Annotated in this window: 25 protein-coding genes and 4 pseudogenes; 13 read left to right on the top strand and 16 right to left on the bottom strand. The window is 70.2% G+C overall.

The window, feature by feature from the left end; all coding sequences use genetic code 11:
• Nucleotides 1–955: pseudogene (locus tag ABT116_RS19690) on the bottom strand (hypothetical protein); the annotation flags it as partial.
• 99 nt (nt 956–1,054) lie between these two features.
• Nucleotides 1,055–1,306: a helix-turn-helix domain-containing protein gene (locus tag ABT116_RS19685; RefSeq protein WP_351635227.1), complete on the bottom strand. Its 252-nt coding sequence runs from the start codon at nt 1,304–1,306 to the stop codon at nt 1,055–1,057.
• Between the two features lie 32 nt (nt 1,307–1,338).
• Between ABT116_RS19685 and map the strand changes: the two genes are divergently transcribed.
• Both map and ABT116_RS19675 read left to right on the top strand, forming a co-directional pair.
• Nucleotides 1,339–2,106 (top strand): type I methionyl aminopeptidase, encoded by a 768-nt coding sequence (gene map, locus ABT116_RS19680; RefSeq protein ID WP_351635220.1) that lies wholly within the window; start codon nt 1,339–1,341, stop codon nt 2,104–2,106.
• 186 nt (nt 2,107–2,292) lie between these two features.
• Nucleotides 2,293–4,830, top strand: coding sequence for an ATP-dependent Clp protease ATP-binding subunit (locus ABT116_RS19675; RefSeq protein WP_351635214.1), 2,538 nt, complete (start codon nt 2,293–2,295; stop codon nt 4,828–4,830).
• A gap of 49 nt (nt 4,831–4,879) precedes the next feature.
• On the opposite strand, the gene ggt is transcribed toward ABT116_RS19675, so the two are convergent.
• Entirely contained in the window at nt 4,880–6,688 is a 1,809-nt protein-coding gene (ggt, locus tag ABT116_RS19670; protein ID WP_351635209.1) for a gamma-glutamyltransferase, read from the bottom strand.
• A 104-nt stretch (nt 6,689–6,792) separates the two neighbouring features.
• On the opposite strand from ggt, the gene ABT116_RS19665 reads away from it, so the two are divergent.
• Entirely contained in the window at nt 6,793–7,551 is a 759-nt protein-coding gene (locus ABT116_RS19665; protein WP_351635203.1) for a hypothetical protein, read from the top strand.
• Nucleotides 7,552–7,666: 115 nt separating this feature from the next.
• A complete protein-coding gene (locus ABT116_RS19660; protein WP_351635197.1) occupies nt 7,667–9,235 on the top strand; it encodes a CocE/NonD family hydrolase in 1,569 nt (522 codons plus the stop codon).
• A gap of 222 nt (nt 9,236–9,457) precedes the next feature.
• Here the strand turns inward: ABT116_RS19660 and ABT116_RS19655 are convergent, their stop codons facing one another.
• Together ABT116_RS19655 and ABT116_RS19650 are read right to left on the bottom strand one after the other, a co-directional pair.
• Nucleotides 9,458–10,201, bottom strand: a complete 744-nt coding sequence (locus tag ABT116_RS19655; RefSeq protein WP_351635192.1) for an amino acid ABC transporter ATP-binding protein — start codon at nt 10,199–10,201, stop codon at nt 9,458–9,460.
• Between the two features lie 140 nt (nt 10,202–10,341).
• Nucleotides 10,342–10,749: a DUF6278 family protein gene (locus ABT116_RS19650; RefSeq protein ID WP_344466021.1), complete on the bottom strand. Its 408-nt coding sequence runs from the start codon at nt 10,747–10,749 to the stop codon at nt 10,342–10,344.
• A 222-nt stretch (nt 10,750–10,971) separates the two neighbouring features.
• Between ABT116_RS19650 and ABT116_RS19645 the strand changes: the two genes are divergently transcribed.
• Nucleotides 10,972–12,738 (top strand): SGNH/GDSL hydrolase family protein, encoded by a 1,767-nt coding sequence (locus tag ABT116_RS19645; RefSeq protein WP_351635184.1) that lies wholly within the window; start codon nt 10,972–10,974, stop codon nt 12,736–12,738.
• On the opposite strand, the gene ABT116_RS19640 is transcribed toward ABT116_RS19645, so the two are convergent.
• From ABT116_RS19640 to ABT116_RS19620, 5 genes are read right to left on the bottom strand one after another with little or no spacing between them, the layout of a single operon-like run.
• Nucleotides 12,735–13,514, bottom strand: a complete 780-nt coding sequence (locus ABT116_RS19640; RefSeq protein ID WP_351635178.1) for an exodeoxyribonuclease III — start codon at nt 13,512–13,514, stop codon at nt 12,735–12,737. The genes ABT116_RS19645 and ABT116_RS19640 overlap by 4 nt on opposite strands.
• A 44-nt stretch (nt 13,515–13,558) precedes the next feature.
• A complete protein-coding gene (locus ABT116_RS19635) occupies nt 13,559–14,194 on the bottom strand; it encodes an MBL fold metallo-hydrolase (RefSeq protein ID WP_351635172.1) in 636 nt (211 codons plus the stop codon).
• A gap of 33 nt (nt 14,195–14,227) precedes the next feature.
• A complete protein-coding gene (pcaDC, locus tag ABT116_RS19630; RefSeq protein WP_351635167.1) occupies nt 14,228–15,535 on the bottom strand; it encodes a bifunctional 3-oxoadipate enol-lactonase/4-carboxymuconolactone decarboxylase PcaDC in 1,308 nt (435 codons plus the stop codon).
• Nucleotides 15,536–15,567: 32 nt separating this feature from the next.
• The gene (locus ABT116_RS19625) at nt 15,568–16,053 is read right to left on the bottom strand and encodes a transposase (RefSeq protein ID WP_351635161.1); all 486 of its coding nucleotides are present in this window, start codon (nt 16,051–16,053) and stop codon (nt 15,568–15,570) included.
• Nucleotides 15,950–16,576 carry an IS110 family transposase gene (locus tag ABT116_RS19620; RefSeq protein ID WP_351635155.1) on the bottom strand — a complete coding sequence of 209 codons (627 nt, stop codon included), beginning with the start codon at nt 16,574–16,576 and terminating at the stop codon, nt 15,950–15,952. The genes ABT116_RS19625 and ABT116_RS19620 overlap by 104 nt, the downstream gene beginning before the upstream one ends.
• Between ABT116_RS19620 and ABT116_RS19615 the strand changes: the two are divergent.
• Nucleotides 16,491–16,727 (top strand): annotated as a pseudogene (locus tag ABT116_RS19615) (IS5/IS1182 family transposase); the annotation flags it as partial. The gene ABT116_RS19620 and the pseudogene ABT116_RS19615 sit on opposite strands and share 86 nt — an antisense overlap.
• Nucleotides 16,728–16,923: 196 nt before the next feature.
• Here ABT116_RS19615 and ABT116_RS19610 read toward each other — a convergent pair.
• The 3 genes from ABT116_RS19610 to ABT116_RS19600 all read right to left on the bottom strand — a co-directional run bounded on the left by ABT116_RS19610 (nt 16,924) and on the right by ABT116_RS19600 (nt 17,892).
• Nucleotides 16,924–17,079, bottom strand: a complete 156-nt coding sequence (locus tag ABT116_RS19610) for a hypothetical protein (protein WP_010059700.1) — start codon at nt 17,077–17,079, stop codon at nt 16,924–16,926.
• Nucleotides 17,080–17,344: 265 nt separating this feature from the next.
• Complete coding sequence (locus ABT116_RS19605; protein WP_351635150.1) at nt 17,345–17,668, bottom strand: transposase; 324 nt, start codon at nt 17,666–17,668, stop codon at nt 17,345–17,347.
• Between the two features lie 5 nt (nt 17,669–17,673).
• Nucleotides 17,674–17,892 carry a hypothetical protein gene (locus ABT116_RS19600; protein ID WP_351635145.1) on the bottom strand — a complete coding sequence of 73 codons (219 nt, stop codon included), beginning with the start codon at nt 17,890–17,892 and terminating at the stop codon, nt 17,674–17,676.
• Nucleotides 17,893–17,994: 102 nt separating this feature from the next.
• On the opposite strand from ABT116_RS19600, the gene ABT116_RS19595 reads away from it, so the two are divergent.
• The 3 genes from ABT116_RS19595 to ABT116_RS19585 all read left to right on the top strand — a co-directional run bounded on the left by ABT116_RS19595 (nt 17,995) and on the right by ABT116_RS19585 (nt 20,940).
• On the top strand, nt 17,995–18,306 hold the full coding sequence (locus tag ABT116_RS19595) for a hypothetical protein (RefSeq protein WP_351635138.1): 312 nt from the start codon (nt 17,995–17,997) through the stop codon (nt 18,304–18,306).
• A 555-nt stretch (nt 18,307–18,861) separates the two neighbouring features.
• Complete coding sequence (locus tag ABT116_RS19590; RefSeq protein ID WP_351635133.1) at nt 18,862–19,878, top strand: DNA-directed RNA polymerase subunit alpha; 1,017 nt, start codon at nt 18,862–18,864, stop codon at nt 19,876–19,878.
• Between the two features lie 210 nt (nt 19,879–20,088).
• A complete protein-coding gene (locus ABT116_RS19585) occupies nt 20,089–20,940 on the top strand; it encodes a YihY/virulence factor BrkB family protein (RefSeq protein ID WP_351635128.1) in 852 nt (283 codons plus the stop codon).
• 111 nt (nt 20,941–21,051) lie between these two features.
• On the opposite strand, the pseudogene ABT116_RS50895 reads toward ABT116_RS19585, so the two are convergent.
• Nucleotides 21,052–21,255: pseudogene (locus ABT116_RS50895) on the bottom strand (amino acid transporter); the annotation flags it as partial.
• A 370-nt stretch (nt 21,256–21,625) separates the two neighbouring features.
• On the opposite strand from ABT116_RS50895, the gene ABT116_RS19580 reads away from it, so the two are divergent.
• Nucleotides 21,626–21,883 carry a hypothetical protein gene (locus ABT116_RS19580; protein WP_351635122.1) on the top strand — a complete coding sequence of 86 codons (258 nt, stop codon included), beginning with the start codon at nt 21,626–21,628 and terminating at the stop codon, nt 21,881–21,883.
• 27 nt (nt 21,884–21,910) lie between these two features.
• Nucleotides 21,911–22,264 (top strand): hypothetical protein, encoded by a 354-nt coding sequence (locus ABT116_RS19575; RefSeq protein ID WP_351635116.1) that lies wholly within the window; start codon nt 21,911–21,913, stop codon nt 22,262–22,264.
• 223 nt (nt 22,265–22,487) lie between these two features.
• On the opposite strand, the gene ABT116_RS19570 is transcribed toward ABT116_RS19575, so the two are convergent.
• Nucleotides 22,488–22,691, bottom strand: a complete 204-nt coding sequence (locus ABT116_RS19570; RefSeq protein ID WP_031104458.1) for a cold-shock protein — start codon at nt 22,689–22,691, stop codon at nt 22,488–22,490.
• Nucleotides 22,692–22,936: 245 nt separating this feature from the next.
• Nucleotides 22,937–23,275, bottom strand: coding sequence for a MerR family transcriptional regulator (locus tag ABT116_RS19565; protein ID WP_351635108.1), 339 nt, complete (start codon nt 23,273–23,275; stop codon nt 22,937–22,939).
• Nucleotides 23,276–24,499: 1,224 nt separating this feature from the next.
• Here ABT116_RS19565 and ABT116_RS19560 point away from each other — a divergent pair.
• Together ABT116_RS19560 and ABT116_RS19555 are read left to right on the top strand one after the other, a co-directional pair.
• Nucleotides 24,500–24,885, top strand: a pseudogene (locus ABT116_RS19560) (ATP-binding protein); the annotation flags it as partial.
• Between the two features lie 52 nt (nt 24,886–24,937).
• Nucleotides 24,938–25,294 (top strand): hypothetical protein, encoded by a 357-nt coding sequence (locus ABT116_RS19555; protein WP_351635103.1) that lies wholly within the window; start codon nt 24,938–24,940, stop codon nt 25,292–25,294.
• Nucleotides 25,295–25,423: the final 129 nt, after the last annotated feature.

Raw genomic sequence — 25,423 nt, 5'->3', positions numbered from 1 at the left:
CCTCCGCGTTCGACGCGGGCGATGGGGCCGGCGCAGGGGCTGGGGCCTCCGCGTTCGACGCGGGCGATGGGGCCGGCGCAGGGGCTGGGGCCTCCGCGTTCGACGCGGGCGATGGGGCCGGCGCAGGGGCTGGGGCCTCCGGGTTCGATGCGGGCGATGGGGCAGGAGGGCCGGGGGCCGAGGCCGGGGTGGTGAACGCGGCGGGCGCGTCACTCCCGGCAGGCTCCCGGTGAGCGGCCGACCACTGCGGGGCGTGACGGCGGGCTTCCGGGGGAACGGTGCCGTACCGGGCGTCGTGCCGGGTGTCCTGCCAGATGTCGTGCCGACCGGTGGCACCGGTCACCGTCGAGGGTCTCCCGGGGCCGGGCTGATCGCCGGCGGACGACGACGCCCCGCCGCCGTGCGCCCCCTCGGCAGCACCCCACGCCGCCGGGGACACCCCCCTCTCACGCCGGTCCACGTAGGCCATCCGGGCCCGGAGTTCCGCGCACCGCGCGCCGGCCCGCTCGTGGTCGTCCCGGGCCCAGGCCAGGTCCAGGCGCAAAGCGTCCGCCTGCTCGCGGGTCGTGGCGGAGGCCAGCCGGCGGGCGAGGGCGGCCTGGCGTTCGGCGGCGTACTTCTGCTCGCGGAGCATGACGTCGAGGCGGTCGCCGAGGGCGTCACGGCCCCCGGGCAGGGCGTCGTACGCGGCGAGCGCGGTGGCGTGCAGGGCGCGGGCGCGGTCCGTCTCCGGGCCGGCTCCCCCCGGGCCGTACTGCCCGGCGAGGTCCTGCAGCAGTGCCTCCACCACGTCCCAGGGCGGCATCTCGCGCCCGTCGAGGCAGGCCCTCATGCCCTCCGGGTCGCGCCGCCAGAACACGGCGCACCAGCCGCCGGACGGGTCGAGGCGTGCCAGCAGACCGTCCAGGTAGGTCGCGAACTCCCCGACTTCAGCCGGGAGTTGATCCGCCGCCATCGCTCAACTCCCGTGAGACCGGAGCAGTTTCGCCCCGTAGGCAACACCAGTCGTGTTACGGGGGTGCTACGGGGAGTTTTCACGCGCGGCGCAAGAGCCTCAGACGGGCGCCGGCGTGCACTGCCCGGCCAGTTCGTCCATGGACAGCCCGAGGACTCCGGCCAGCGCGGCCACCGTGAAGAAGGCCGGGGTCGGGGCCCGCCCGGTCTCGATCTTCCGCAGGGTCTCCGCGGAGATGCCCGCGCTCGCCGCGATCTCCGTCATGCTCCGGCCGCCACGCGCCTCACGCAGCAGCCGGCCGAGCCGCTCGCCGCGTTCGCGCTCTTCGGGGGTGAGAGGGGTGCGCACCATGACCCCATTCTAATACCGGTATAGTAATTGGCATGGTGGAGCTCAAGACAGACACTTCTATCGACGCGATGTACGAGGCGGGCCAGGTCGTCGCCCGGGCTCTGACGGCCGCCCGGGAGGCCGCCGCCGTGGGCGTCTCCCTGCTGGAACTGGACGAGGTGGCGCACGGCGTCCTGCGCGAGGCGGGCGCGACCTCACCCTTCCTCGGGTACCGCCCGTCCTTCGCACCGACCCCCTTCCCCGCCGTCCTGTGCGTCTCGGTCAACGACGCGATCGTGCACGGCATCCCGGACCGCTACCGCCTGCGCGACGGCGACCTCGTCTCCATCGACTTCGGCGCCGAACTGGGCGGCTGGGTCGGCGACTCCGCGCTCAGCTTCGTCGTCGGTACCCCGCGCGAGGCGGACCTCCGCCTGATCGAGACCGCCGAGCGGGCCCTCGCGGCCGGCATCGAGGCCGCCGTCGTCGGCAACCGCATCGGCGACATCGCCCACGCGATCGGCACGGTCTGCCGTGGCGCCGGCTACGGCATCCCGGACGGCTTCGGCGGCCACGGCATCGGCCGCCGGATGCACGAGGATCCCGGGGTGCCGAACGAGGGCCGCCCGGGGCGCGGCATGCGGCTGCGGCACGGCATGGTGCTGGCGATCGAGCCCATGGTCGTCGCGGGCGGCACGGACGACTTCCACGCGGCTTCCGACGGCTGGACCCTGAGGACGAACGACGGCTCCCGCGCGGCCCACGCCGAGCACACGGTGGCGATCACGGAATCCGGGCCGAGGATCCTCACGGCCCGCTGAGCCCCACACCGCGCCTGGTTCCTCCCGGTATGGCCCGAAGGTGCCTCTTGCCGAAGATCGTGCGAAGGTGTTCTACGAGCGCGCCCCAGGTGTAACCGGCTGCCACCCGGGTTACCCGACCCCGGCACGTCGACAAGCGAGGGCGTCCCCCGCCCGCGCGCCGGGGACGCCGGGAACGGAAGGCCCATGAGCAGCGGCTTCACCAGCCCGGAGGGCTACGGCTCGGATCCCTTCGGAGAATTCCTCGCACGCTTCTTCGGCGGACCGCGTCCCGGTCCCCGGCAGATCGATCTCGGCCGGCTGCTCAGCCAGCCGGCCCGGGAGCTCGTCCGCGGCGCCGCCCAGTACGCCGCCGAGCACGGCAGCCGGGACCTCGACACCCAGCATCTGCTGCGGGCGGCGCTCGCCACGGAGCCCACCCGCACCCTGCTCAGCAAGGCCGGTGCGAATCCCGACTCGCTGGCGTCGCAGATCGACGACCGGTCGGGACCGGCCCAGCACACCCCCGGCGACGCTCCGCCGCCGACCGCGCTGTCCCTCACCCCGGCCGCCAAGCGGGCCCTGCTGGACGCGCACGACATGGCCCGGGCTCGCGGCTACGGCTACATCGGCCCGGAGCACGTGCTCAGCGCCCTGGCCTCGAACCCCGACTCGGCCGCCGGGCACATCCTGAACGCGGCCCGCTTCGCCCCCTCGGAACCGCCCGAGGCGCCCGAGGTCCCGCAGTCCGAGCGCCCGCGCCCGACGAACACACCGACCCTCGACAAGTACGGCCGCGACCTCACCGAGCTGGCCCGCCAGGGCCGCATCGACCCGGTGATCGGCCGGGACCAGGAGATCGAGCAGACCGTCGAGGTCCTGTCCCGGCGCGGCAAGAACAACCCGGTGCTGATCGGTGACGCGGGAGTCGGCAAGACGGCCATCGTGGAGGGGCTGGCGCAGCGCATCTCCGAGGCGGACGTGCCCGATGTGCTGATCGGGCGCCGTGTGGTCGCCCTGGACCTCACGGGCGTGGTCGCGGGCACCCGTTACCGGGGCGACTTCGAGGAGCGGATGAACAACATCGTGGGCGAGATCCGCGCCCACTCCGACCAGCTGATCATCTTCATCGACGAGCTGCACACCGTCGTGGGGGCCGGTTCCGGTGGCGGCGACGGCAGCTCGATGGACGCCGGCAACATCCTCAAGCCGGCCCTCGCCCGGGGCGAGCTGCACATCGTGGGAGCCACCACGCTGGAGGAGTACCGCCGGATCGAGAAGGACGCGGCGCTGGCCCGCCGCTTCCAGCCGATCATGGTGCCCGAGCCCACGGCAGCGGACGCCGTCGAGATCCTGCGCGGCCTCCAGGACCGCTACGAGGCCCACCACCAGGTCCGCTACACCGACGAGGCCCTGGTCGCGGCCGTGGAGCTGTCGGACCGCTACCTCACCGACCGCCGCCTGCCCGACAAGGCCATCGACCTCATCGACCAGGCCGGTGCCCGGGTGCGGCTGCGGGCCCGGACGAAGGGCACGGACGTACGGTCCATGGAGCGGGAGCTGGAGCAGCTGACCCGGGACAAGGACCAGGCCGTCGCGGACGAGCAGTACGAGCAGGCCACCCAGTTGCGCGACCGGATCGTGGAGCTGAAGCAGCGGATCACCGACGCCGGCGGCGACGGCGAGGTCGACGAGGGTCAGGACCTGGTGGTCGGGGCCGAGTCGATCGCCGAGGTGGTGTCCCGGCAGACCGGCATCCCGGTCAGCAGCCTCACCCAGGAGGAGAAGGACCGCCTGCTGGGCCTGGAGGAGCATCTGCATGAGCGGGTGGTCGGCCAGGACGAGGCCGTGCGGGTCGTCTCGGACGCCGTGCTGCGCTCCCGCGCCGGGCTCGCGGCCCCCGACCGCCCGATCGGCAGCTTCCTCTTCCTCGGCCCGACGGGTGTCGGCAAGACCGAACTGGCCCGGGCGCTCGCCGAGTCACTGTTCGGCAGCGAGGACCGTATGGTCCGGCTCGACATGAGCGAGTACCAGGAGCGCCACACCGTCAGCCGGCTGGTCGGCGCCCCGCCCGGCTACGTCGGCCACGAGGAGGCGGGCCAGCTCACCGAGGTCGTGCGCCGCCACCCGTACTCGCTGCTCCTGCTGGACGAGGTGGAGAAGGCCCACCCGGACGTCTTCAACATCCTGCTTCAGGTCCTCGACGACGGCCGGCTGACCGACTCCCAGGGCCGCACGGTGGACTTCAGTAACACCGTCATCGTGATGACGAGCAACCTCGGCTCCGAGGCGATCACCCGCCGGGGCGCCACGACGGGCTTCGCCGCGGGCGGCGCCGACGCGGACGAGGAGGCCCGGCGCGAGCAGATCCTGCGCCCGCTGCGCGAGCACTTCCGTCCCGAGTTCCTCAACCGCATCGACGAGATCGTGGTCTTCCGCCAGCTGACCACGGAGCAGCTGCGCCGGATCACCAACCTTCTGCTGGACCGCACCCGGTCCCTGGTGCAGAACAAGGGCATCACGGTGACCTTCACCGACCGGGCGGTGGAGTGGCTGGCCGAACGCGGCTACCAGCCGGAGTACGGCGCCCGCCCGCTCCGCCGCACGATCCAGCGCGAGGTGGACAACGAGCTGTCACGCCTGTTGCTGGACGGCAGGGTCTCGGAGAACGGCCGAGTGACGGTGGATGTGCGGGACGGCGCCTTGGCGTTCGAGACCGAAGAGGCAGCCGCGCCCTCGCCCTAGGGGCGCGGGGAACTGCGCGACCAGCCCCCGCGCACCCGCACCCGGCAACTCAACGCACAGGCCGCACCACCATCGCCGACCCCCCACCCCGCCGCACGGTCTCAGCGGCTGCCAGCCACTTCCCACCCGGCAGCCGCTGCACACCCGTGGCCGCACCGATCTCCGGGTTGACCTTGAAGGAGTGCCCGATCGCCTCCAGCTGCTTCCGCAACTCGGCGTTGTCGTACAGTCCGGGCTCCAGCTCGGTCTGCGCGGCGTTCCGCTGACTGGCCCGGGGCGCCGCGATCGCGTCGACCAGCGGCAGCCCCCGGTCGACGAACCCGGTGAGCGTCTGCAGAACGGTCGTGATGATCGTCGCGCCACCGGGCGAACCCAGCGCCACGACGGGTTTGTGGTGCCGGTCCAGCACGATCGTCGGCGAGATGGACGACCGCGGCCGCTTGCCGGGCCCCGGCAGGTTCGGGTCGTGCACGGCCGGGTTCGCCGGGGTGAAGGAGAAGTCGGTCAGCTCGTTGTTGAGGATGAAGCCCCGCCCGGGGACGGTGATGCCGCTGCCGCCGGTCTGCTCGATGGTGAGGGTGTAGGCGACGACGTTGCCCCACTTGTCGGCCACCGTGAGGTGCGTGGTGCTGTCACCCTCGTAGGTCGTGGGAGCCGCCTTGCCCCCCGAGCCGCAGCGCGCGGGATCGCGCGGGTCCCCCGGCGCCACGGGACTCGTGAGCACCGCGTCGTCCTTGATGAGGCACTCGCGCGAGTCGGCGAACCGCTGCGACAGCAGTTCCTTCGTCGGCACGTCCTCGAAGGCGGGGTCACCCACCCAGCGGCCCCGGTCGGCGAACGCGATCCGGCTGGCCTCGATGAAGCGGTGCAGGTAGCGGGCCTTGCTCGCCTTGGACAGGTCGGTCCGCTCCAGGATGTTGAGCGCCTCACCGACCGTTGTGCCTCCGGAGGAGGACGGCGCCATGGAGTACACGCCGAGACCCCGGTAGGAGGTCCTGGTGGGCGCCTGGAGCTTGGTGCGGTAGGCGGCCAGGTCCTTCGCGGTCAGGTCGCCGGGCCGGGCGTTCCAGCCGGAGCCGGGGTCCACCGGGGGCTTGTTGACGGTGTCGACGATGTCCCGGCCGAGGCGGCCGCGGTAGAGCGTGTCGACGCCCTTGTGCCCCAACTCCGCGTAGGTGCGGGCGAGATCGGGGTTCTTGAAGGTGGAGCCGACGACGGGGAGCTGCCCGCCCGGCAGGAACAGCTCGGCGGTGTCCGGGAAGTAGCGGAAGCGGGTCTCGTTGGACCCGGTCTGTGAGCGGAAGGTCTGGTCGACGGTGAAACCGTCGCGTGCCAGCCGCTCGGCCGGCTTCAGGACACTCGCGAGCCGCTTGCTGCCCCACCGGTCGAGCGCCGTCTGCCAGGTGGCGGGCGTCCCCGGCGTGCCGACGCTCAGGCCGCTGCTGACGGCGTCGGCGAAGGCGAGGGGCTTGCCGTTCTCGACGAAGAGGTCCTTGTCCGCGCTCAGCGGTGCGGTCTCGCGGCCGTCGATGGTGCGTACCGTGCGGGACTTGGCGTCGTAGTACACGAAGTAGCCGCCCCCGCCGATGCCGGCGGAGTAGGGCTCGGTGACGCCGAGCGCGGCCGCCGTGGCGACGGCGGCGTCGACGGCGTTGCCGCCCTTCCTCAGGACTTCGATCCCGGCGGCGGAGGCGTCCGGGTCGACGCTCGAGACGGCGCCGCCGTAGCCGACGGCCAGCGGGGATTTCCCACCGCCGGTGCCCGGCGCGGCGGATGGCGGGGCCGCCGCTCCCACCGACACCACCACGGCGGCCGAAACCGCCAGGACCGTCAGATTCCGTGCGACAGGGCGACGCATCCGCACCTCCAGTCAAAGGCCGTCCGCGCAGCTTAATTCATCGCCATGGTCGCGTCAGGCAGGCGTCGAACACCGGTGCGTCGGGCCCGCTAGCATGCCCGCCCATGAATGACGACGTGCGCAACATCGTTCTGGGTGTGGTCGCGGCGGGCATCAGTGCGACGCTGGGCTGGCTCGCCCGTACGTTTCTGTGGAAGCGGAAACTCCGGCGCAAGCAGGCCTTCTTCGGCCTGCCCGAGAACTCCGAGTCGCTGCTCGTCGTCAACCGCGACCCGGCCGCCTCCGAGCCGGCGGTCCACCGCTTCGACGTGTACGCGCTCCTGGAGCTCTCCGCGCTGATCAAGGACTGTGGAGCGAACCTCCATGTGGTCACGCACGACACCGCCCATCAGGGCTTCGGGGAGCGCACCGAGTTCTGCGTGGGCGGCCCGGGCTCGAACCGGCGCATGGTGGCGCACATGGCGGCCATGCTGCCCGGCGTGCGCGTCAACGTCGATCCCGAACCGGGGCCGGACCGAGGCGCCTTCCAGATAGGAAGCGAGCGCTATCGCATGAACCCCGGCGTCACGGAGTACGTGATACTGGCCCGGCTCACCGCCGGTGACCGACGCGAGACGCGCCCCGTGTTCCTCTTCTGCGGCCAGCGGGCGATCACCAATCAGGCGGCCACCCGCTACCTCGCACGCCACCATGAACGCCTGAGCCGCAAGTACGGCACCGGCTCCTTCGTCGTCCTGCTCAAGGTGATCAACTCACAGGCGTACGGCCCGGACGTCGTGGAACTGGTGGGGGACGTGACCCGGGCGGCACAGGCACCCCTGCCCGAGGCCACTGCTCCACGCAATACACACCGCGCCTCCTAGACTCCTCCACTGCGCAACAATCGTTACTGGCACGTAACTTACCGACGGGTTACCCCTGGTAAAGGGTCGAGGTTACCGTTCGGTCACTTTGCACTGACACGAGTGAGGAGTGACCGTGGGACCCCACCGCAAGGCCCTGCGCACCACCGCCGTAGGCGCCGTCTCGGCGACCCTGGTCGCCGGCACCGCCCTCGGATTCGCCCCCACCGCCCAGGCTGCCCCGAACCCCGTCCGCTTCGTCGACATCGCAGGCGACGGCGGCACCGTCCTCAAGGCCAACGTCGTCACCCCGGCCGGGGCCGGCGACGCCGACCGCTACCCGCTGCTCGTGATGCCCACGAGCTGGGGTCTGCCCCAGGTCGAGTACCTGGCCCAGGCACAGAAGCTCGCCGACTCCGGCTATGTCGTCGTCACCTACAACGTGCGCGGCTTCTGGCAGTCGGGCGGCGAGATAGAGGTGGCGGGCCCGCCCGACATCGCCGACGCGTCGAAGGTCATCGACTGGGCGCTCGCCCACACCCCCGCCGACGCCGGGCACATCGGCATGGCGGGCGTCTCCTACGGCGCGGGCATCAGCCTGCTCACCGCCGCGCACGACAAGCGGGTCAAGGCGGTCGCCTCACTCAGCGGCTGGGCCGACCTGATCGGTTCGATCTACGCCGGACGCACCCAGCACCTCCAGGCCGCCGCCCTGCTGGACGGCGCGAGCGTGGTGACGGGCCGCCAGAGCGCGGAACTGCGGCAGACGTTCGACGACTTCTACGGCTCCAACCTGGCGAAGGAGCCGGAGCTCATCGCCTGGGGGAAGAAACGTTCCGCTGCGACCTATGTCGACCGGATCAACGACAACGGCGCGGCCATCATGCTCGCCAACGCCTGGGGCGACAGCGTCTTCCCGCCCAACCAGTACGCCGACTTCTACGAGAAGCTGACCGGCCCGAAGCGGCTGGAGATGCGACCCGGCGACCACGCCACCGCCGAGCTGACCGGCCTGTTCGGGCTGCCCAACGACGTGTGGAAGGACACCGAGCGCTGGTTCGACCACTACCTCAGGGGCGAGGACAACGGCATCGACCGTGAGCAGCCCGTCCAGCTCAAGTCCCGTTCCACCGGCGGTTACGAGGGCTACCCGGACTGGAAGTCGGCCGGCGCGACCGACCGGAAGATCGCCCTCGGTGGCTCGAAGACGATCCGCGCGAACGTCAACTCCGGGGCGGACGGCGGTGTCGTCTTCCTGTCCAGCATCCTCGACCAGGTGGCCCAGCTGCCGCCGATGGCCTCGATCCCGCTGCTCCCCCGCCGCTGGGCCGCCGTCTGGCAGACGGAGAAGTCCGCCACCGTCCAACAGGTACGCGGGACCACGGCGTTGCACACGACGCTCACCCCGACCAAGGAGAGCGGCACCCTCGTCGCCTATCTGTACGACGTGGGGCCGCTCGGCCTCGGCAAGCTGGTCACCCACGCGCCGTACACCTTCCACGGGCGCACCCCCGGAAAGCCGTTCGGCGTCGACCTGGAGCTGTACTCCACGGCCTACGACGTCCCGGCCGGGCATCGCCTCGCCCTGGTCGTCGACACGGTCGACCCGCTCTACATCGAGCACAACCCGTCCGGCGCGCAGCTGACCTTCTCCTCGCCGGCGAACGACCCGTCGTACGTGTCGGTTCCGCTGCGCGAGCAGTGATCTCCGGCTGCCGCCGGACGGGCCTGGCCGATGTGAACCGCCTGCCCCCGTGGCCTTCGGGCCGTGGGGGCCGCACCCGGTGGGAATGCCCCGCGGACCGGGCGGGCGGTCTGCTCCCCCTGGCGGGATCGGCGGCCTTCGGCGAAGTCCCCCTCTCCGACAGGGATGAAGGGAACATCGTAGTCGAGGTCCGATGCGATGAGCCGTCCGGTGCCCGCCCGTTCAGTGCTTGAGGATCTTGGAGAGGAAGTCCCTGGCGCGGTCGCTGCTCGGGTTGGTGAAGAACTCGTCCGGGGTGCGGTCCTCGACGATCCTGCCGTCGGACATGAACACGACGCGGTTGGCGGCCGAGCGGGCGAAGCCCATCTCGTGCGTGACGACGATCATGGTCATGCCTTCGCGGGCGAGTTGCTTCATGACCTCCAGCACCTCGTTGATCATCTCCGGGTCGAGGGCCGAGGTCGGCTCGTCGAAGAGCATCGCCTTGGGCTCCATGGCCAGGGCGCGGGCGATGGCCACGCGCTGCTGCTGACCGCCGGAGAGCTGCGCCGGGTACTTGTCCGCCTGGTTGGCGACGCCGACCCGGTCGAGGAGCTCCCGGGAGCGCTCGTCGGCGTCCTCCTTACGGCGCCCGCGGACCTTGATCTGCCCCAGGGAGACGTTCTGCAGCACCGTCTTGTGGGCGAAGAGGTTGAACGACTGGAAGACCATGCCTACGTCGGCGCGCAGCCGGGCCAGGGGCTTGCCCTCCTCCGGCAGCGGCTGCCCGTCGAGGACGATCTGCCCGGACTCGATGGTCTCCAGGCGGTTGATCGCCCGGCAGAGGGTCGACTTTCCCGACCCCGACGGGCCGATGACCACGACCACCTCCCCCCGGCCGACCGTGAGGTTGATGTCCTGCAGGACATGCAGCTCCCCGAAGTGCTTGTTGACGTCACGCAGCTCGATCAGCGGCTCGCCGGCCATACTCAGCCCTACTCACTCTCAGCTGTGTGGTGGTTGCCGCAACGTATCCAGGCAAGATCGAACGTGACGGGCGACACGCACTTTTCGATCATTAGCCGTATTTACGTCGGACTTTGGGCCAAAGGTTCTGGCCAGGGGGCTCATGACTCGGCGACTTCCGCGTACAACTGCGACAGCTCGGGCACCCCGTACGCGGCCCACTCGTGGCCGGAGTCGACGACGTCGAACTCGCGGCCGGAGTCCAGTCGTACGACGGGCTGACCGTCGGGACGGATCTCCCAGGCGGCGCCCGGTACGGTGCGCACGATGACGCTGCCCAGGTAGAGACCGGCGTCGTTGCCCAGCCAGGTCAGGGTCTCCTCGTCGTCCCGCCAGCGCGGCAAGAGCTGGTCCAGGGCCTCCAGCGAGGCCGCCGTGTCGTCCAGCCGGACACCCGCCCGGGACGCCTGGGAGCGCAGCAGCTCACACTCGGCGAGGAGTTCCGCGATGCCCGCCGGATCGGGGAACCCGACCTTCTGGCGCCGGTGGCCCAGGAAAGGGATGTTCATACTCCTAGCGTGTCATTCGTACCGCCGTACGCACCACAGGGCGCGCGGGCCCGCCGATCCGGGTCGAGTTCAGGCCGAGTTCACGCGACGCGCGTTGACGGGTCACCGCTGTCTCCCTAACTTCACCGTGCGTCTTTGCGTCTCGGCTGTCGTTGTCCCTTCGGTTCCGTCCCTGTGGTTCGGGTTGTCGCGTCGTGTGTCGCTGAGCGGGAGGAGTCGGCCGTGCGCCGATGTGTCCGGGGCATCCTGGTCGTCCTGGCCCTGTGCGGGTCGCTGGTCCCGGCGGTGTCCGCCCAGGCCGTCGCGGAGGGGCGGGCCGCGCCGGTGCCGCTGGAGCGGCTGTTCGACAACGTGGCCGTCAGCGACGACAGCAGGCCCGCGGAGGCCGACTTCGACGGGTCCGGCGCCTCCCTGTCGGCGCGGGACCTCACCGCCGCGGGCTGGACGCCCGGCCGCGCCCTCACGGTGCAGGGCGCCCGGCTGACCTGGCCGAAGCGGCAGCCGGGCGAGCCGGACAACGTGCGCGCCGCCGGGCAGGACGTCCGGGTCGCGGGGCGGGGTGACGCCCTCGCCTTCCTGGTCGCGGGCACCGCCGGCACGGAGGTGGGCGGCGCGGGCACGGTCACGTACGCGAACGGCACCCGCTCCGGGTACCGGCTGACCGCTCCCGACTGGCGCACCGGGCCGCTCGCGACCAAGGCGGTGGCCGTGCCGCACATCAACACACCCGGCGGCCAACTCGCCCGGCAGGCCCGCCTGTACGTCGTGACGGTGCCGCTGGTTCCGGGCCGGGCGGTGACCTCCGTCCGGCTGCCGAGCGCGGCCGGACTGCACGTCTTCGCGATGTCGGTACGGACCGCCACCCGGGGCTGGACGGGCAGCTGGGCGACGTCCACGGGCGGCTACGCCGCCGTGGGCCCCTGGACGGACCGGACCCTGCGGCTGGTCGTGCACACATCGGCCGCCGGGCCCCGGGTGCGGGTGCGGTTCGACAACACCTTCGCGGCGGCTCCGGTACGGATCGGGAGTGCCACGGTCGCGGTGCAGGCGACGGGCGCGGCCTCGCGGGGCACGCCGGTGGCGCTGTCGTTCGGCGGTGCGGCGGGCGTGACGGTCCCGGCCGGGGCACAGGCGTACAGCGATCCGCTCGGCTTCTCCGTCCCGGCGGACACCAATCTCCTGGTGAGCTTCCATCTGCCCGGGACGGTGGCGGCGGCGCCCGTGCACGGGCTCGCGCAGCAGCGCTCCTACGTGAGCGAGCCGGGCGATCACGCGGCGGACGGCTCCCCCGGGGCGTACACCTCGGTGATCACCCGCTGGCCGCTGCTCGCCGGGGTCGACGTGAGCGGCGGGCCCGGGTCCGTGGTGCTGCTCGGCGACTCCATCACCGACGGCGACAAGTCCACACCGGATGCCAACCGGCGCTGGCCGAACGTCCTGGCCGCCCGGCTCCTGAAGCAGAGCACCGTCCCGCGGTACGGCGTGCTGAACGCGGGCGTCTCGGGCAACCGCGTGACCACCGACCGGTACCCCGGCGACGGGGTGTCCACGGACACGGCCGGCGTGAGCGCCCTGCACCGCTTCGACCGGGACGTCCTGGCCCAGCCGTCGGCGCGTACGGCCGTCGTCTTCGAGGGCGTGAACGACCTGCGGTGGGGAACCTCGGCGGAACAGCTGGTCGCGGGGCTGCGCGAGCTCGCGGCGCGGGGCCACGCCCGGGGACTGAGGATGCTCGCGGCGACGATCCTGCCCTGCGAGGGCGAGGCGCGGTGCACCCCCGCCGTCGATGCCGAGCGGGGCGTGGTGAACGAGTGGATCCGCGACGGCGGAGCCTTCGACGGTGTGCTCGACTTCGACGCGGTGGTCCGTGATCCGCAGCGGCCTTCCCGGATGCTCCCCGCCTACGACAGCGGGGACCACCTGCACCCGGGCGACGCGGGGCTGACGGCCCTGGCGGACTCGGTCGACCTGGGGCTGCTGCGGCCCTAGACGTCCAGGTCCACGACCACGGGCGCGTGGTCGGAGGCGCCCTTGCCCTTGCGCTCCTCACGGTCCACGTACGCGTCGCCGACCGCCTTCGCGAAGGGCGCGTTGCCGTACACCAGGTCGATGCGCATGCCGCGGTTCTTCGGGAAGCAGAGCTGGCGGTAGTCCCAGTAGGTGAACGGGTGCTCGTACTTGAGGGGACGCGGGACCACGTCCGACAGGCCCGCCTCGCGCAGGGAGGCCAGGGCGGCGCGCTCGGCGGCGGTGACGTGGGTCGAGCCCTCGAAGAAGGCGGGGTCGAAGACGTCGTCGTCCGTCGGCGCCACGTTGTAGTCGCCCATCACCGCGAAGGGGCGGCTGCCCGCCGCGTCACCGGCGACGGCGGCCTTGAGCGCCTCGAACCACTGGAGCTTGTAGGCGTAGTGGGGGTGGTCCACCTCACGGCCGTTCGGCACGTAGACCGACCAGACGCGGAGCGGGCCGCAGGTCGCCGAGATGGCGCGGGGTTCCACCGAGCCGTCGAAGCCGGGGTCGCCGGGCAGGCCCTTGACGACGTCCTCGATGCCGACGCGGGAGAGCACCGCCACGCCGTTCCACCGGCCGGTCGCGTGGACCGCCGACTCGTATCCCAGCTCGCGCAGTTGCTCCGACGGGAACTGCTCCTCGGCGACCTTGGCCTCCTGGAGGCACAGCACGTCCGTGCCGCTGCTCTCCAGCCAGGCCAGGAGCCTCGGCAGGCGGGCGGTGATCGAGTTCACGTTCCAGGTCGCGATGCGCATGCCCCACAACCTACCCGGCGGGTCTGACAACGCCGCCGGCCCCGTCAGACCTCGGCGGACTCCCCGGGCGTCAGCCGCAGGTGCTCCGAGCCGCCGAGCTGCCCGATCTGCCGGTCGTAGATGGGTCGGGCCAGGTCGGTGAGGAGGGCGTCGTGGATGTCGTAGGCGCGTTGCGGCTTCAGCTCGCGCACGTAGTCGATGACCTCGGAGATCTTGCTCCAGGGGGCCATGACGGGGAGCATCAGCGTCTCCACCGGGTGGTCCGGGACGGTGAGCGCGTCGCCGGGGTGGAAGACCTTGCCCTCGTCGACGAGGTAGCCGACGTTGGTGATGCGCGGGATGTCCGGGTGGATCACCGCGTGGAGTTCGCCGTGCACCTGGACGTCGAAACCGGCGGCGGTGAAGGTGTCGCCGTGGCCGACGGTGTGGACACGGCCGGGGAAGGCGGACGAGATCTTCTCCGCGACCGCCTTCAGGGTCCAGATCTCGGCGGCCGGGTTGTGCTCCATCGCGGCGCGCAGCCGGGACTCGTCGCAGTGGTCGGGGTGCTCGTGGGTGACGAGGATGGCGTCCGCGCCGAGCGCGGCGTCCTCCTCGCTGAACCCACCGGGATCGAGGACGAGGGTCCGGCCGTCCTTCTCCAGCCGGACGCAGGCGTGCGACTTCTTCGTGAGCTTCATGGAGTCCATCCTGCCTCCGCGCTTCCCGCGGGCTCACTCCCGGGGCGTGGTCTCCTCGCGAATGACCTGCTGGGCCACCTTGAACGCGCTGTTCGCGGCCGGGACGCCGCAGTAGACGGCCGCCTGGAGCAGCACTTCCTTGATCTCGCCCGGGGTGAGGCCGTTGCGCAGGGCGGCTCTGGTGTGGAAGGCCAGCTCGTCCAGATGACCGCCGGCGACCAGGGCGGTGAGGGTGACACAGCTGCGGGTGCGCCGGTCGAGGCCGGGGCGGTCCCAGATCTCGCCCCAGGCGTACCGGGTGACGAGCTCCTGGAAGTCGCCGGAGAAGTCGTCGGCCTGGGCGAGCGCCCGGTCGACGTGCGCGTCGCCCAGCACCTCGCGGCGGACCTTGATCCCGGCGTCGTACGGGTCGGGCCGCCCCTGGACCTGAGGCGGTACGACGACCGGGGCGATCTCGGCGACGGGCCCCGACTGCGGGGGCTGCGGCGGGGCGGGAGACAGGACCGGCTTGAGGGCGGCCTGGGGCAGGGCGGTCTGGCCGGTGGACATCTCGAAGGCGGGCTGCCAGGCGGTGGAGAAGTGCCGCACCAGCAGGTCGGTGACCGCCGCGGGCTGTTCCACCGGGACCAGGTGGGAGGCGCCCGGGACGACGGCGAGACGGGCGTCGGGGATGCCGGCGACCAGCGTGCGGGCCTCGGCGGGGCCGGTGACCTGGTCGTCCGATCCGACCAGGACCAGGGTCGGGACGCCGACCCGCGCGAGTTCGGGGCGGACGTCGAACGAGGCGAGCGCCTCGCAGGAGGCGATGTAGCAGCCGGGGTCGGTGGTGCGCACCATCTGCACGGCCCACTCGGTGATCGCGGGCTGCGCGGCGGCGAACCCGCCGGTGAACCAGCGCTCCGGGGCGGTACGGGCGATCGGGTCGAGGCCGTTCGTGCGGACGATCACGCCGCGCTGGCGGAACTCGTCGGCTGTGCCGAAGCGGGGCGAGGCGGCGATCAGGGCGAGCGAGGCGAGCCGCTCCGGGTGGCGCAGGGCCAGCTCGATGCCGACGGCGCCGCCGAGCGCGCAGCCCGCGTAGCCGAAGCGCTGCACTCCGAGGCCTTCGAGGGTGGCCAGCAGCCGCGTGGTGATGTCACCCACGGAGCCCGCCGGGTACGCGGGAGCTCCGCCGTGGCCGGGCAGGTCGAACCGGAAGACGCGCCACTGCTTGGTCAGCTCGGGGATCTGGCGGTCCCACATGTGCCATGTGGTACCCAGTGAGGGACCCAGGATCAGGACTGGGGCCTCTTCTGGCCCGTCAAAGCGGTATTGCAGGGTGTTCGACGGTGTCTCACTCACGCCCCAGACCCTCTCACGTATCACGGACGCCCCTATAACGCGGGGGTGCTTGAAACCGGTCTGAACAGGTTGAATACCTCGCGGGCTGCGTATCGCTTGAGGCATCGGACAATCTCATGACGGGTCCTGCCCTCTTGCGTGCGGCGTTCGTAGTACGCCTGGGTGCGGGGGTTGTGGCGCAGCCGGGTGAAGACGATGCGGTGCAGAGCGGCGTTCGCCTGTCGGTCGCCGCCGTAATTGAGCCGGCGCGTGCTCCGCCGGCCAGAGGAGTACTCGATGGGGCTGACTCCGCAAAGGGCAGCAAAGGACGCCTCGGTGTTCAGCCGCTCGGGGTTGTCTCCCATGGTGATCAGGAGAGTGACGGCGCTGTCCGGACCGATACCTACCGGTGTCAGCAGCTGTGGGGCGTGACGCTCAACGAGCCGGGTCAGGCGTTGGTTGAGCTCGTCGAGCTGTCCGGTGAGTTGTTCGATGCGCTCGGCGAGCATGCGCAGCGTCATGTGGGTGGCCTGGGTCACCGCGTCCTCGTCTCCCCCACCGTCGCGTGGGCTGAAGCGCGCGCAGGTGCGGAACAGCTCGGCATTGCCGAGGTTCGACAGCCGTTCCCGCAGGGCGCGGGTCGGCTATGACCAGGACGGCCTTGAGCTGATTGATCGCCTGGGTCCGTGCCTTGACCGCGGAGTCCTTGGCGAGTTTGTACATCCGGGCGCTGTGCACCGGACCGTCACCGGACTTGGCCCGAGCCCGGGCGCGACCGCTGAGCACAGCTCGCGCTGCGGCCTGCGCGTCGAGCGAGTCCGACTTGCCGAGCAGACGGCGGGCCGTGCGGTCGGGCCGGTTGACTTCGAACACCTCGACGTGCTGAGCCAGCAGGTAGCGGGAGAGGCCCGCTCCGAAGGTGCCCGTGCCCTCCACGCCGGCCCGGCGCACCGTCCCCCGCTTGCGGGCCCAGAAGGCCGTGCTCGCCCCGACTCTCGCGGAGGCGGCCCGTACGGCATCGACCAAGGCATTCGTGCTGCTGGACGGCACCCCGCTGCCCATCGACCGCATCGCCGCCGACCGGCCCTTCTCCGGAAAGCACAAGAAACACGGGATGAACGTGCAGGTCCTGGCCCATCCGTCCGGCCGGCTGCTGTTGGCCCCGCAGCCGGGGTCTGCGCTCGACGACCAGCGGGCAGGGCCCGGCTCAGGGCAAACTCATCGCCAACGAGACAGGGCGGGGTCGGCGCATGGCCCCGCCCACGGGGTTCCCACCTGTCTCTCTGGCCGGGCTCTCCCCTCGTCCCGGCCTCGAGTGGTCCAGAAGCTCCTCACGGTGTGGACTTTCCGACACAGAGGGAGTCATGGACACGTCACTCGACGCAGGGAGTTGGTGAGGCGCCCTGACTTTAGAAGAAGTGCTTGCGCCCACCGACCGCGCGACCGGTCGCACCCAGGATCCACAGGATGGCGCCAACCAGAATGAGGATGCCACCGATCGTCGTCAGCAGACCCATGCCGACAAGCAGGCCGATGATCAGCAGAATAAGCCCAAGAATGATCATTTTTAACCCCATCGTCAGTTCCGGCTCAAGCGCGTGTGCGTATGAGCTTCACAAGGGCCTGAGTTCGTCCCTTGGTGGGTGGATCCCGACTAGTTCCGAATGCCAGGACCTCGGTGCGATAGCCCTTGTGCCCGGCGACACGGTGTTCACGCCCTCCTTCGAAACTTCGTTCAGTACGCCATCTCCTCGACCGTCCTCTGCTCCGGAAGGTCCTTCCACCCCGGACGGTTTGGGCGTTGGTGACGGAGACACTGGGCAGCGGCGCCTACGGGCAGACGCCCCTATAACGGGGGGACGCTGGATACCGTCCTGACCAGGTTGAAGACCTCTCGGGCGGCATATCGCTTGAGGCATCGGATGATCTCATGTCGGGTCTTGCCCTCCTGGGCGCGGCGTAGTACGCCTGGGTGCGGGGATCGAAGCGCAGGCGGGTGAACACGATGCGGTGCAAGGCCGCGTTCGGCTGACGGTCGCCGCCGTGGTTGGGCCGACGCGTGCGCCGCCGGCCCGACGAATACTCGATGGGGCTGACTCCAGACAGGGCGGCGAAGGACGCCTCGGAGTTCAGCCGCTCGGGATTGTCCCCCATGGTGATCAGGAGAGTGACGGCGCTGTCCGGACCGATGCCCACCGGTACAAGTAGCTGTGGGGCATGATGTCGACGAGCCGGGTCAGGCGTTGGTTCAGCTCATCGATCTGTCCGGCGAGCTGCTCGATGCGCTGGGCCAGCAGGCTCAGGGTGATGTGAGTGGCCTGAGCCACGGCGTCCTCGTCTACCCTCGTGGCGGCCTTGTGCGCGGGGCCGTCACGCATCACCCCTCGGCCGACGCGACGTCGAGCACAGGCACAGCGTGTCCTGCCGTAGCCGAGAGAACATGCAGATCTCGCACGGTTCCTTCCAGGAGGCATCCCGTCATGGTCCTCTTCCTGATCCTGCTCATCGCCGGAATCGCGCTGGTCGCCATCGACGCGGCCGTCGACGGCATTCCCTACCTGATGTCCATCGGCGTACTGCTTCTCATCGTCGATCTGCTCTACCTGGCGCCCGCTCCATCTGGCGCTCCACCCGGCGCCCGGCCCGCTGACCGGCTCCCGAATGCCCCAGACGAGTTCCGGCCTGACAGCACAACAGCCAGAGCAACCGTTGGCGCAAGGGCACCCGGCGCGCGTAGCAGCGCTGGACCGAGGACCAGGACGCGGTCAGCAATTCGGCGTGCTGCGGGCTGATCCCGACGGACTTCCGTTCGTCCGGGAGGCGTTCAGCGAGCGGGGTGACGACCCAGAACGTCCCGCCAGGCGGGAGAAGGCATGAGGCCGCCAGCGGCGAGGGCTTCGAAGGTTCGCAGGCTGAAAGGCGAGCCACGCTCCGGTGGCCTGGGCCCGTCCTTGGAGTTCATCGGGAGCGAGTTCCTGGCGGACCGCCCTCTGGAGTCCGCCGTGGCACACCGCAGCGCCGGTTCGGATGACCATGCCGATGCCGATGTCCCGGTCGGCGTGTGTTCGGACGGTTCTGCCCCACCGCCACGCGGGGGGGGGGAAGCGCCCAGGTGGCTGTGCCGAACGACGCCCCTCGTGACATACACGGCGCCATCGCGGATATGGGTCGCGCTATACGCTGAGGCCCTGGGCCGCCGTCACCGTGCCGATCTTGGCCGTGGTCGTCACTGTGGCTGATGGACCACTCCAGGTGCTATTTCCCGGAGTCGCATCCGTATCGCCCGTACTCTTCGTGTGTCTACGGCGTCACAGAGCGGGCGCCAAAACCACTGGAGGCAACACCCCGTGCTGATTGCTCAGCGTCCCTCGTTGGCCGAAGAGGTCGTCGACGAGTTCCGCTCCCGGTTCGTGATCGAGCCGCTGGAGCCGGGCTTCGGTTACACCCTCGGCAACTCCCTGCGCCGGACCCTCCTCTCCTCGATCCCGGGTGCGGCGGTCACGTCCATCCGCATCGACGGCGTGCTGCACGAGTTCACCACCGTGCCGGGCGTCAAGGAGGACGTCACCGACCTTATCCTCAACATCAAGCAGCTGGTCGTCTCCTCGGAGCACGACGAGCCGGTCGTGATGTACCTGCGCAAGCAGGGCCCGGGTCTGGTCACCGCCGCCGACATCGCGCCCCCGGCCGGTGTCGAGGTGCACAACCCCGACCTCGTCCTCGCCACGCTCAACGGCAAGGGCAAGCTGGAGATGGAGCTCACGGTCGAGCGTGGCCGCGGTTACGTCTCCGCCGTGCAGAACAAGCAGGTCGGCCAGGAGATCGGCCGGATCCCGGTCGACTCGATCTACTCGCCGGTTCTCAAGGTCACCTACAAGGTCGAGGCCACGCGTGTCGAGCAGCGGACCGACTTCGACAAGCTGATCGTCGACGTCGAGACCAAGCAGGCCATGCGCCCGCGTGACGCCATGGCGTCCGCCGGCAAGACCCTGGTCGAGCTGTTCGGTCTGGCCCGCGAGCTCAACATCGACGCCGAGGGCATCGACATGGGCCCCTCCCCCACGGACGCCGCCCTCGCCGCCGACCTCGCCCTGCCGATCGAGGAGCTCGAGCTCACCGTTCGGTCGTACAACTGCCTCAAGCGCGAGGGCGTCCACTCCGTGGGCGAACTCCTCGCGCGCTCCGAGGCCGACCTTATGGACATCCGCAACTTCGGTGCGAAGTCCATCGACGAGGTCAAGGGGAAGCTGGCCGGCCTGGGCCTGGGTCTCAAGGACAGCCCGCCCGGATTCAACCCGACCGCCGCCGCACTCGGTGCGGACGACGACTCGGACGCGGGTTTCGTGGAGACCGAGCAATACTGAACGCTGCGCTGCGCCGGTCATGGAGACACCTCGCGCACGGGGACAGGAGAATCTCCACGCTCTGTTCACCGCGCGGTGCCAAGGGGCCGTGGCCCCCGCGAACTGTCCCGCCTTCCCAAGCCCGTCGGGTAACCCGGCGCGCGTGCCGGGTTCTGTCGCACCGCAGTGCTGGATGGTGGCCCGAGGACGAAGAGTGAGAGCATCCGCGTCATGGATGATGCAGACGGTCACACGGCTCGGTGGTGGGTGGCGTTGCGCCGGACGCCGTTGGCCGTCTGGAACGACGACGTCACGGACTGGGCCGCTGCGCTGACCTACTATGCGGTGCTGGCCCTGTTCCCGTTGCTGCTGGTGATCCTCTCGATTTTGGGTCTGACCATGCCCACGGCCAAGCCGGAGGTCATCGACCGCATGACGCAGGCGGCCCCGGCCGAGTCCCGCGCTCTGCTGCGCAGCACTCTGCGGCAGATGGTCGCGCAGCCGACGACGGCTTGGACGTTGATCTTCGTCGGAGGGGCGGGGGCCCTGTGGTCGGGATGCAGCTATCTGAGCGTCTTCCGCCGGGCGTTGTACGCCATGCAGCGGATCAGCGCGGACCGGCCGGTCTGGCGTACCGCTCCGCGCATCATCGCCACGGCACTCGTCCTGAGCTCCCTGCTTCTGACGTCGACCCTCGCGTTGTTGCTCACCGGCGGCCTGGCCCGGCGTCTGGGTCAGGCTCTGAGTCTGGGTACCGGGCCCCAGGCCACCTGGGACACGCTGCGGTGGCCGGTCGTGGCCGCGGTCGCCGTCGCCTTGGTGCTCGTCCTGTACCGGTCAGGACCGGCGTCCTCCCGCCCTGTCCGGAGGATGGCGCCCGGCGGCACATTGGCGGTGGCGCTCCTGCTGACCGTCTCCCTCGGATTCGCCGTCTATACCTCCCTGGTCAGCACTTATGACCGTCTGTACGGTTCACTGGCAGGCGTCGTGGTGTTCCTGGTCTGGCTGTGGCTCTCCAACCTGTCCCTCCTGATCGGCGCTCAGTTCAACGCAGAGCTGACGAAGCCTGCGCACGGCGAATGAGCCGGTCTTCTCGTACCTGCGGCTGACCGCCCGTACCCTTGGGGCCGGTTCGCTGCGGCCACGTGGGCAGTGGCGGCCTCTGGCCTCGCGCGGCGCGCAGTCCGCCGCCTGGACCGGCAGGGCACCGCACAAGGTCAGCGCGATCTGGGCCAGGGTGGCGAGGAGAGACCACAGGTCGGCCGCGAGCGCGGCGATGCCAGGTTGGTAGCCGGGCGTGGAGAAGCAGTCGGCATCGTGCAGGCACATCACGCGCCACCACCGGTGCCCCTCCAGTTCGGGGTGCGGGTCCGGCGCGGGCCCGGGTGGGCGTCCGCTCGCTCAGGCCCGGTCGAGTCAGACCACCCATCGTGCATCCCGACGTGTACCAGTGGGGCCGCCGTACCGTCCCGCTGAGCCTCGCTGCCGAAATCCAGCACCGGCTGCTCCCGGCGTCGCTGGCGTGTTCCTGGGCGTCACTGGCAACCATGCGGTCATGCTAGGAAACCTCACCCGGATACATGACGGGAGGTCGGTTCAGAACCCCAGAGCCACGTCCCCGGACGCGGGCCGTTCGCCGCCGTGTGAACTCCAGTCCCCTTGCCGCTACCGCCAATTGGGCTGCCGAAGCCGAATAGAAGGGCTGGTCAGGGGAACGATCAGGGCTTCCGAACGGGCATCTCCGCTCGCCTACGCGCAAGGATCGCCGATGCTTGCTGAGGTCCGCCCCCACGTATCCACCGCCCTCGCAGACCAGTTGGATCACCAACTGGACATGGTTCCGCATCTCGAAGCCGGCCAACTCGATGTGGAGCGCGTCGCCGGGATTGCGGTGGTCGCAGCCGCCCACTGCGATGGCTATGCGGCCACCGGCCATCTCCTCGGGCTGCTGGCCGCGCTGCCTGCCCCCACCAAGGCAGGAGAACGCTTCTGGTCGGACCTGTGGAGGTCGTCGGGCCCCGCGTAATTGCTGCCCTTCAACATCATGGCTCCGGTGCTGCGTTCGCTGGCAGGAGGAGGAACCGCCCTGGCCCGGCAGGTCCTCTCGGCCGTCGATGAGATGACCCCGCCCCAGCGCGTCGCGGCCGGGGAGGTGATCGGTCAGGCCCTCGTCGAGTCCGACCATCTGCCCGACCTCAAGACACAGGTCATCGGAGAACTGTGGCTGGCGAGATATCGAGCTCACCGCCTGGCGCGTCATGCACGCAGACCGCAGGTCGGACGATCCGGCCGGACGGAAAGCCTTCCTCGACGCCTGGACGAGCGTCTGAGCGTCGGCTCCTTCGAGCTGTACGGCAGTCGCGCTGGACATGCGGCTCCCGTGCCCGACGACGCTTGCAGCGACTGAGGTCCGGCGACAGTCTCGGTGCGCAGGTCAGGAAGTTCCGGGCCGCAGTGCATCGGCCCGGGGCCCTCCACAGATCAGGGGCCGCGCAGCCATTGCTGCGCGGCCCCTGATTTTGCCGGCCCGGCACCAGAGCAGGCGCCTTCGTCCGGCTGGGTGGCAGGGCCCGCAGGGGCGGCGGCCACCTGGACGCGGCGTGCGCGATTCCCCGGGCCGGTCTGCGAGGTCAGGCCACGTTGATGTTCTCGGCCTGCGGACCCTTCTGGCCCTGGGTGACGTCGAACGTCACGGCCTGGCCCTCCTGGAGCTCACGAAAGCCGGTGGAGTTGATCGCGGAGTAGTGCGCGAAGACATCCGGGCCGCCGCCGTCCTGGGCGATGAAGCCGAAGCCCTTCTCCGCGTTGAACCACTTCACAGTTCCCGTAGCCATGTCTCATGCCTTCCAGTCGATGAACGCCTCCCACTTCTTGTGGCAGACGGAGGTGATCGCCCTGGTTCCTGCGGCACAGCACAGCAAAACGCCCACACCGAAGGCGTGGGCAAGAGGGAAATCCGAACCACGACAGCTGACGCAGACGCTACACGCCCACACACCGCGTCACCACAGGAAATGATCACACCGCACACCGAGACCGTGCGTGCGGTGCCCGCCGATGCTGACGGGCACACCTCATCTCATGCTGCTGCCGTCGGGTTCGCTGATTCGGCGGCCCCGCGATATTCGGCATTGACGCGCTGGGCTTCCTCGAGCTGGTCTTCGAGGATGACGATCCGGCAGGCGGCCTCGATGGGCGTCCCGTGGTCGACGAGTTCCCGGGCGCGGGCGGCAATACGTAGCTGGTAGCGGGAGTAGCGGCGATGTCCGCCTGCGGAGCGCAGCGGGGTGATGAGGCGGTGTTCGCCGATAGCGCGGAGGAAGCCCTGGGTGGTGCCGAGCAGTTCGGCGGCCCGGCCCATGGTGTAGGCGGGGTAGTCGTCGTCATCGAGACGGCCGAACGTGTCGTCTGCTGTCATTGCACCTCTCTGTGGAACACGTGGAGGGGCCCTGGCGCCGTACTGCCGCCAGGGCCCCGAAGGAACTACTACACCATCTGCCGGCCCTGATACTGCACCGGCCCTCTGTTTCCTCAGACCCGACCGAGATGCTGTCGGGGCCGCGGGGATCGCGGTTGCTTGACCGGAGACCACCTCGCTATCGATGTCCTGCGGTACCCGGGCCCAAGAATTCCGCCCGGGCGATCCTGATGGCGCTCGGCTCCTCCGTTCTTCCCTCTTGATCAACTACTCACTGAACGGAAACTGCGAACTGCTGGTGGCCTCGAACAGCGCCACTCTTCGGCAGCCAGCCCCGTCGCCCGTCCTGCGTCTGCTCTGGCTTGGAACCCCACTGCCGAACCTCCCGGTGCGCGCCCGCAGCCGACGCCTTCACCGAGGTACTGCTCACTGACTTCACTGCTGGGTACTGCGAACCTTCACTTGCTGGTACTGCCACTGCGGTACTGCTCATGGCGGCCCCTGATCACTGCGGGCCACCCGGTCCGGTCGTCAGTCCCGTCGCCGTCCTACAACCGCTCTGGCTTCGGAACTCCACCACCGCACCGTTCTGCGAACTGCAACTGCGTACTGCTGCCCGGCAGTTCATCTCTGCCGGGCCTCTCTTGATCTCGGCTACGACAAAAACCTTAACCACACCGTCGGCCAATGTCTACTCCGGCGAGCATAGATTTCCGTGCGCTGGAAGACGAGGTACTCCGCCTCGACCGGTCCCATGGATGGTTCAAGCAGCTGCGAGGCTCTGTCCGGCGCTCACAGTGACCACCGCCGCGTGGCATGTCGGGCTGGGCGTGCCGTCGCCGACTGCTCCGCGGCGAGCGTCGGCGGCATCGGCCAACACTGCGTCTCGTGAAGAACACCACCGTTCGGCACGGACGTTTCCAGCCGTGACGCCCCCCAGGTCGGCCGTTGACGAGCGCGGCAGAAGGCCCTGCGCCGCCCTCGACGATCCCGGGATGACCGAGCAGCTGGTGGCGAACCGGCCACGGCCCCTGACTCGAGCAGACCGCGGGCTGCGAAGACACGGGCTCACGGCAGCAGGTGCCGTCATGCGTCGACTGTGGTCCTCCGTGCCCTTCAGGCAAGCACTGGGGCTCTGCGGGGTTGGCGTGTGGAGGGGCGGGGCACAGGGGCTGGGTAGGCGCGGGCAGGCGCAGGAACGATTCAGAGACCAGGGTGACCCTCATGATCACGGTGATGGCCAGCGCCGCAGCCGTCCGTTCCACCACAGCCGTTGCCGACGCACGCGATACGGCACGGGCTTCCTCGAAGGTTTGCAGCAGCCGGCCGTGGCGCCTGACGCGGCGGACACTGTGGTCTTGGTCGTGTCCGAGCTCGTCACCAATGCCCTGCGCCACGGTGGGGGCCGCTGCACAGTGGAACTGACTGCGCACCCCGACACCATCGAGGTCGCCGTTCACGATCCCAGCCGGCATGTGCCGCGCATGCGCACCCCGGACCTGAACGGCGGCACCGGGGGCTTCGGCTGGCCCATGGTCACCGGCCTCGCCCACGCCACGGCGGTCACCCGCGGGGCCTCCGGCGGCAAGACCGTGAGCGCCTTCCTTGCCTGGTGGCGTCACCGCTCAAGCAGCCGGAGGGCCGGTGAATATAATCTGCCTCGTGTCGAAGCCTGACGAACTGCTGGTTGACCTCGCCGCCCTGGTGGAGTCCGGCCAGAGCAATCGGATGTCCCTGACCGTGGTCACCGGTGGTGCTGTCATCACCGGTCGGCTGGCTCCCGAAGCAGTGTGGCGACAGAGGGTCTCGGAGGTACTGACGGATTCCGCCCGCTTGGGCGAGTTCGCCGCTGTCTTCAACACTCCCGCGACGAACGGGCCGCCTACGCATCTGCACTTCCATGTCGCCCGGATCCTGCAGGGCGCTATGGGGATCCCGGAGACAGGCGGGATGTACCGGGTTGCGATCGAGGACGTCAGCGCCTGGACCGTGGGCGACTTCAGTTATTCCGACCACTGAGCGACGGCGACGGGAACCCGCTGCACGCAGTGTGGGGGGGGGCCGGGGGCACGGGGGGGCGCCCCAGGGGGGGGGGGTTGGGGGGTTGGGGGGGGTGGCGCGGCGGCCACAAGAGGTAGGCCACACCCG

It is taken from the genome of Streptomyces sp. NPDC002130 (assembly GCF_040296465.1).
Taxonomy (GTDB): domain Bacteria; phylum Actinomycetota; class Actinomycetes; order Streptomycetales; family Streptomycetaceae; genus Streptomyces.
The sequence above is the reverse complement of the archived record's forward strand: the minus strand, read 5'-3'. Positions and strand labels throughout refer to the sequence as shown.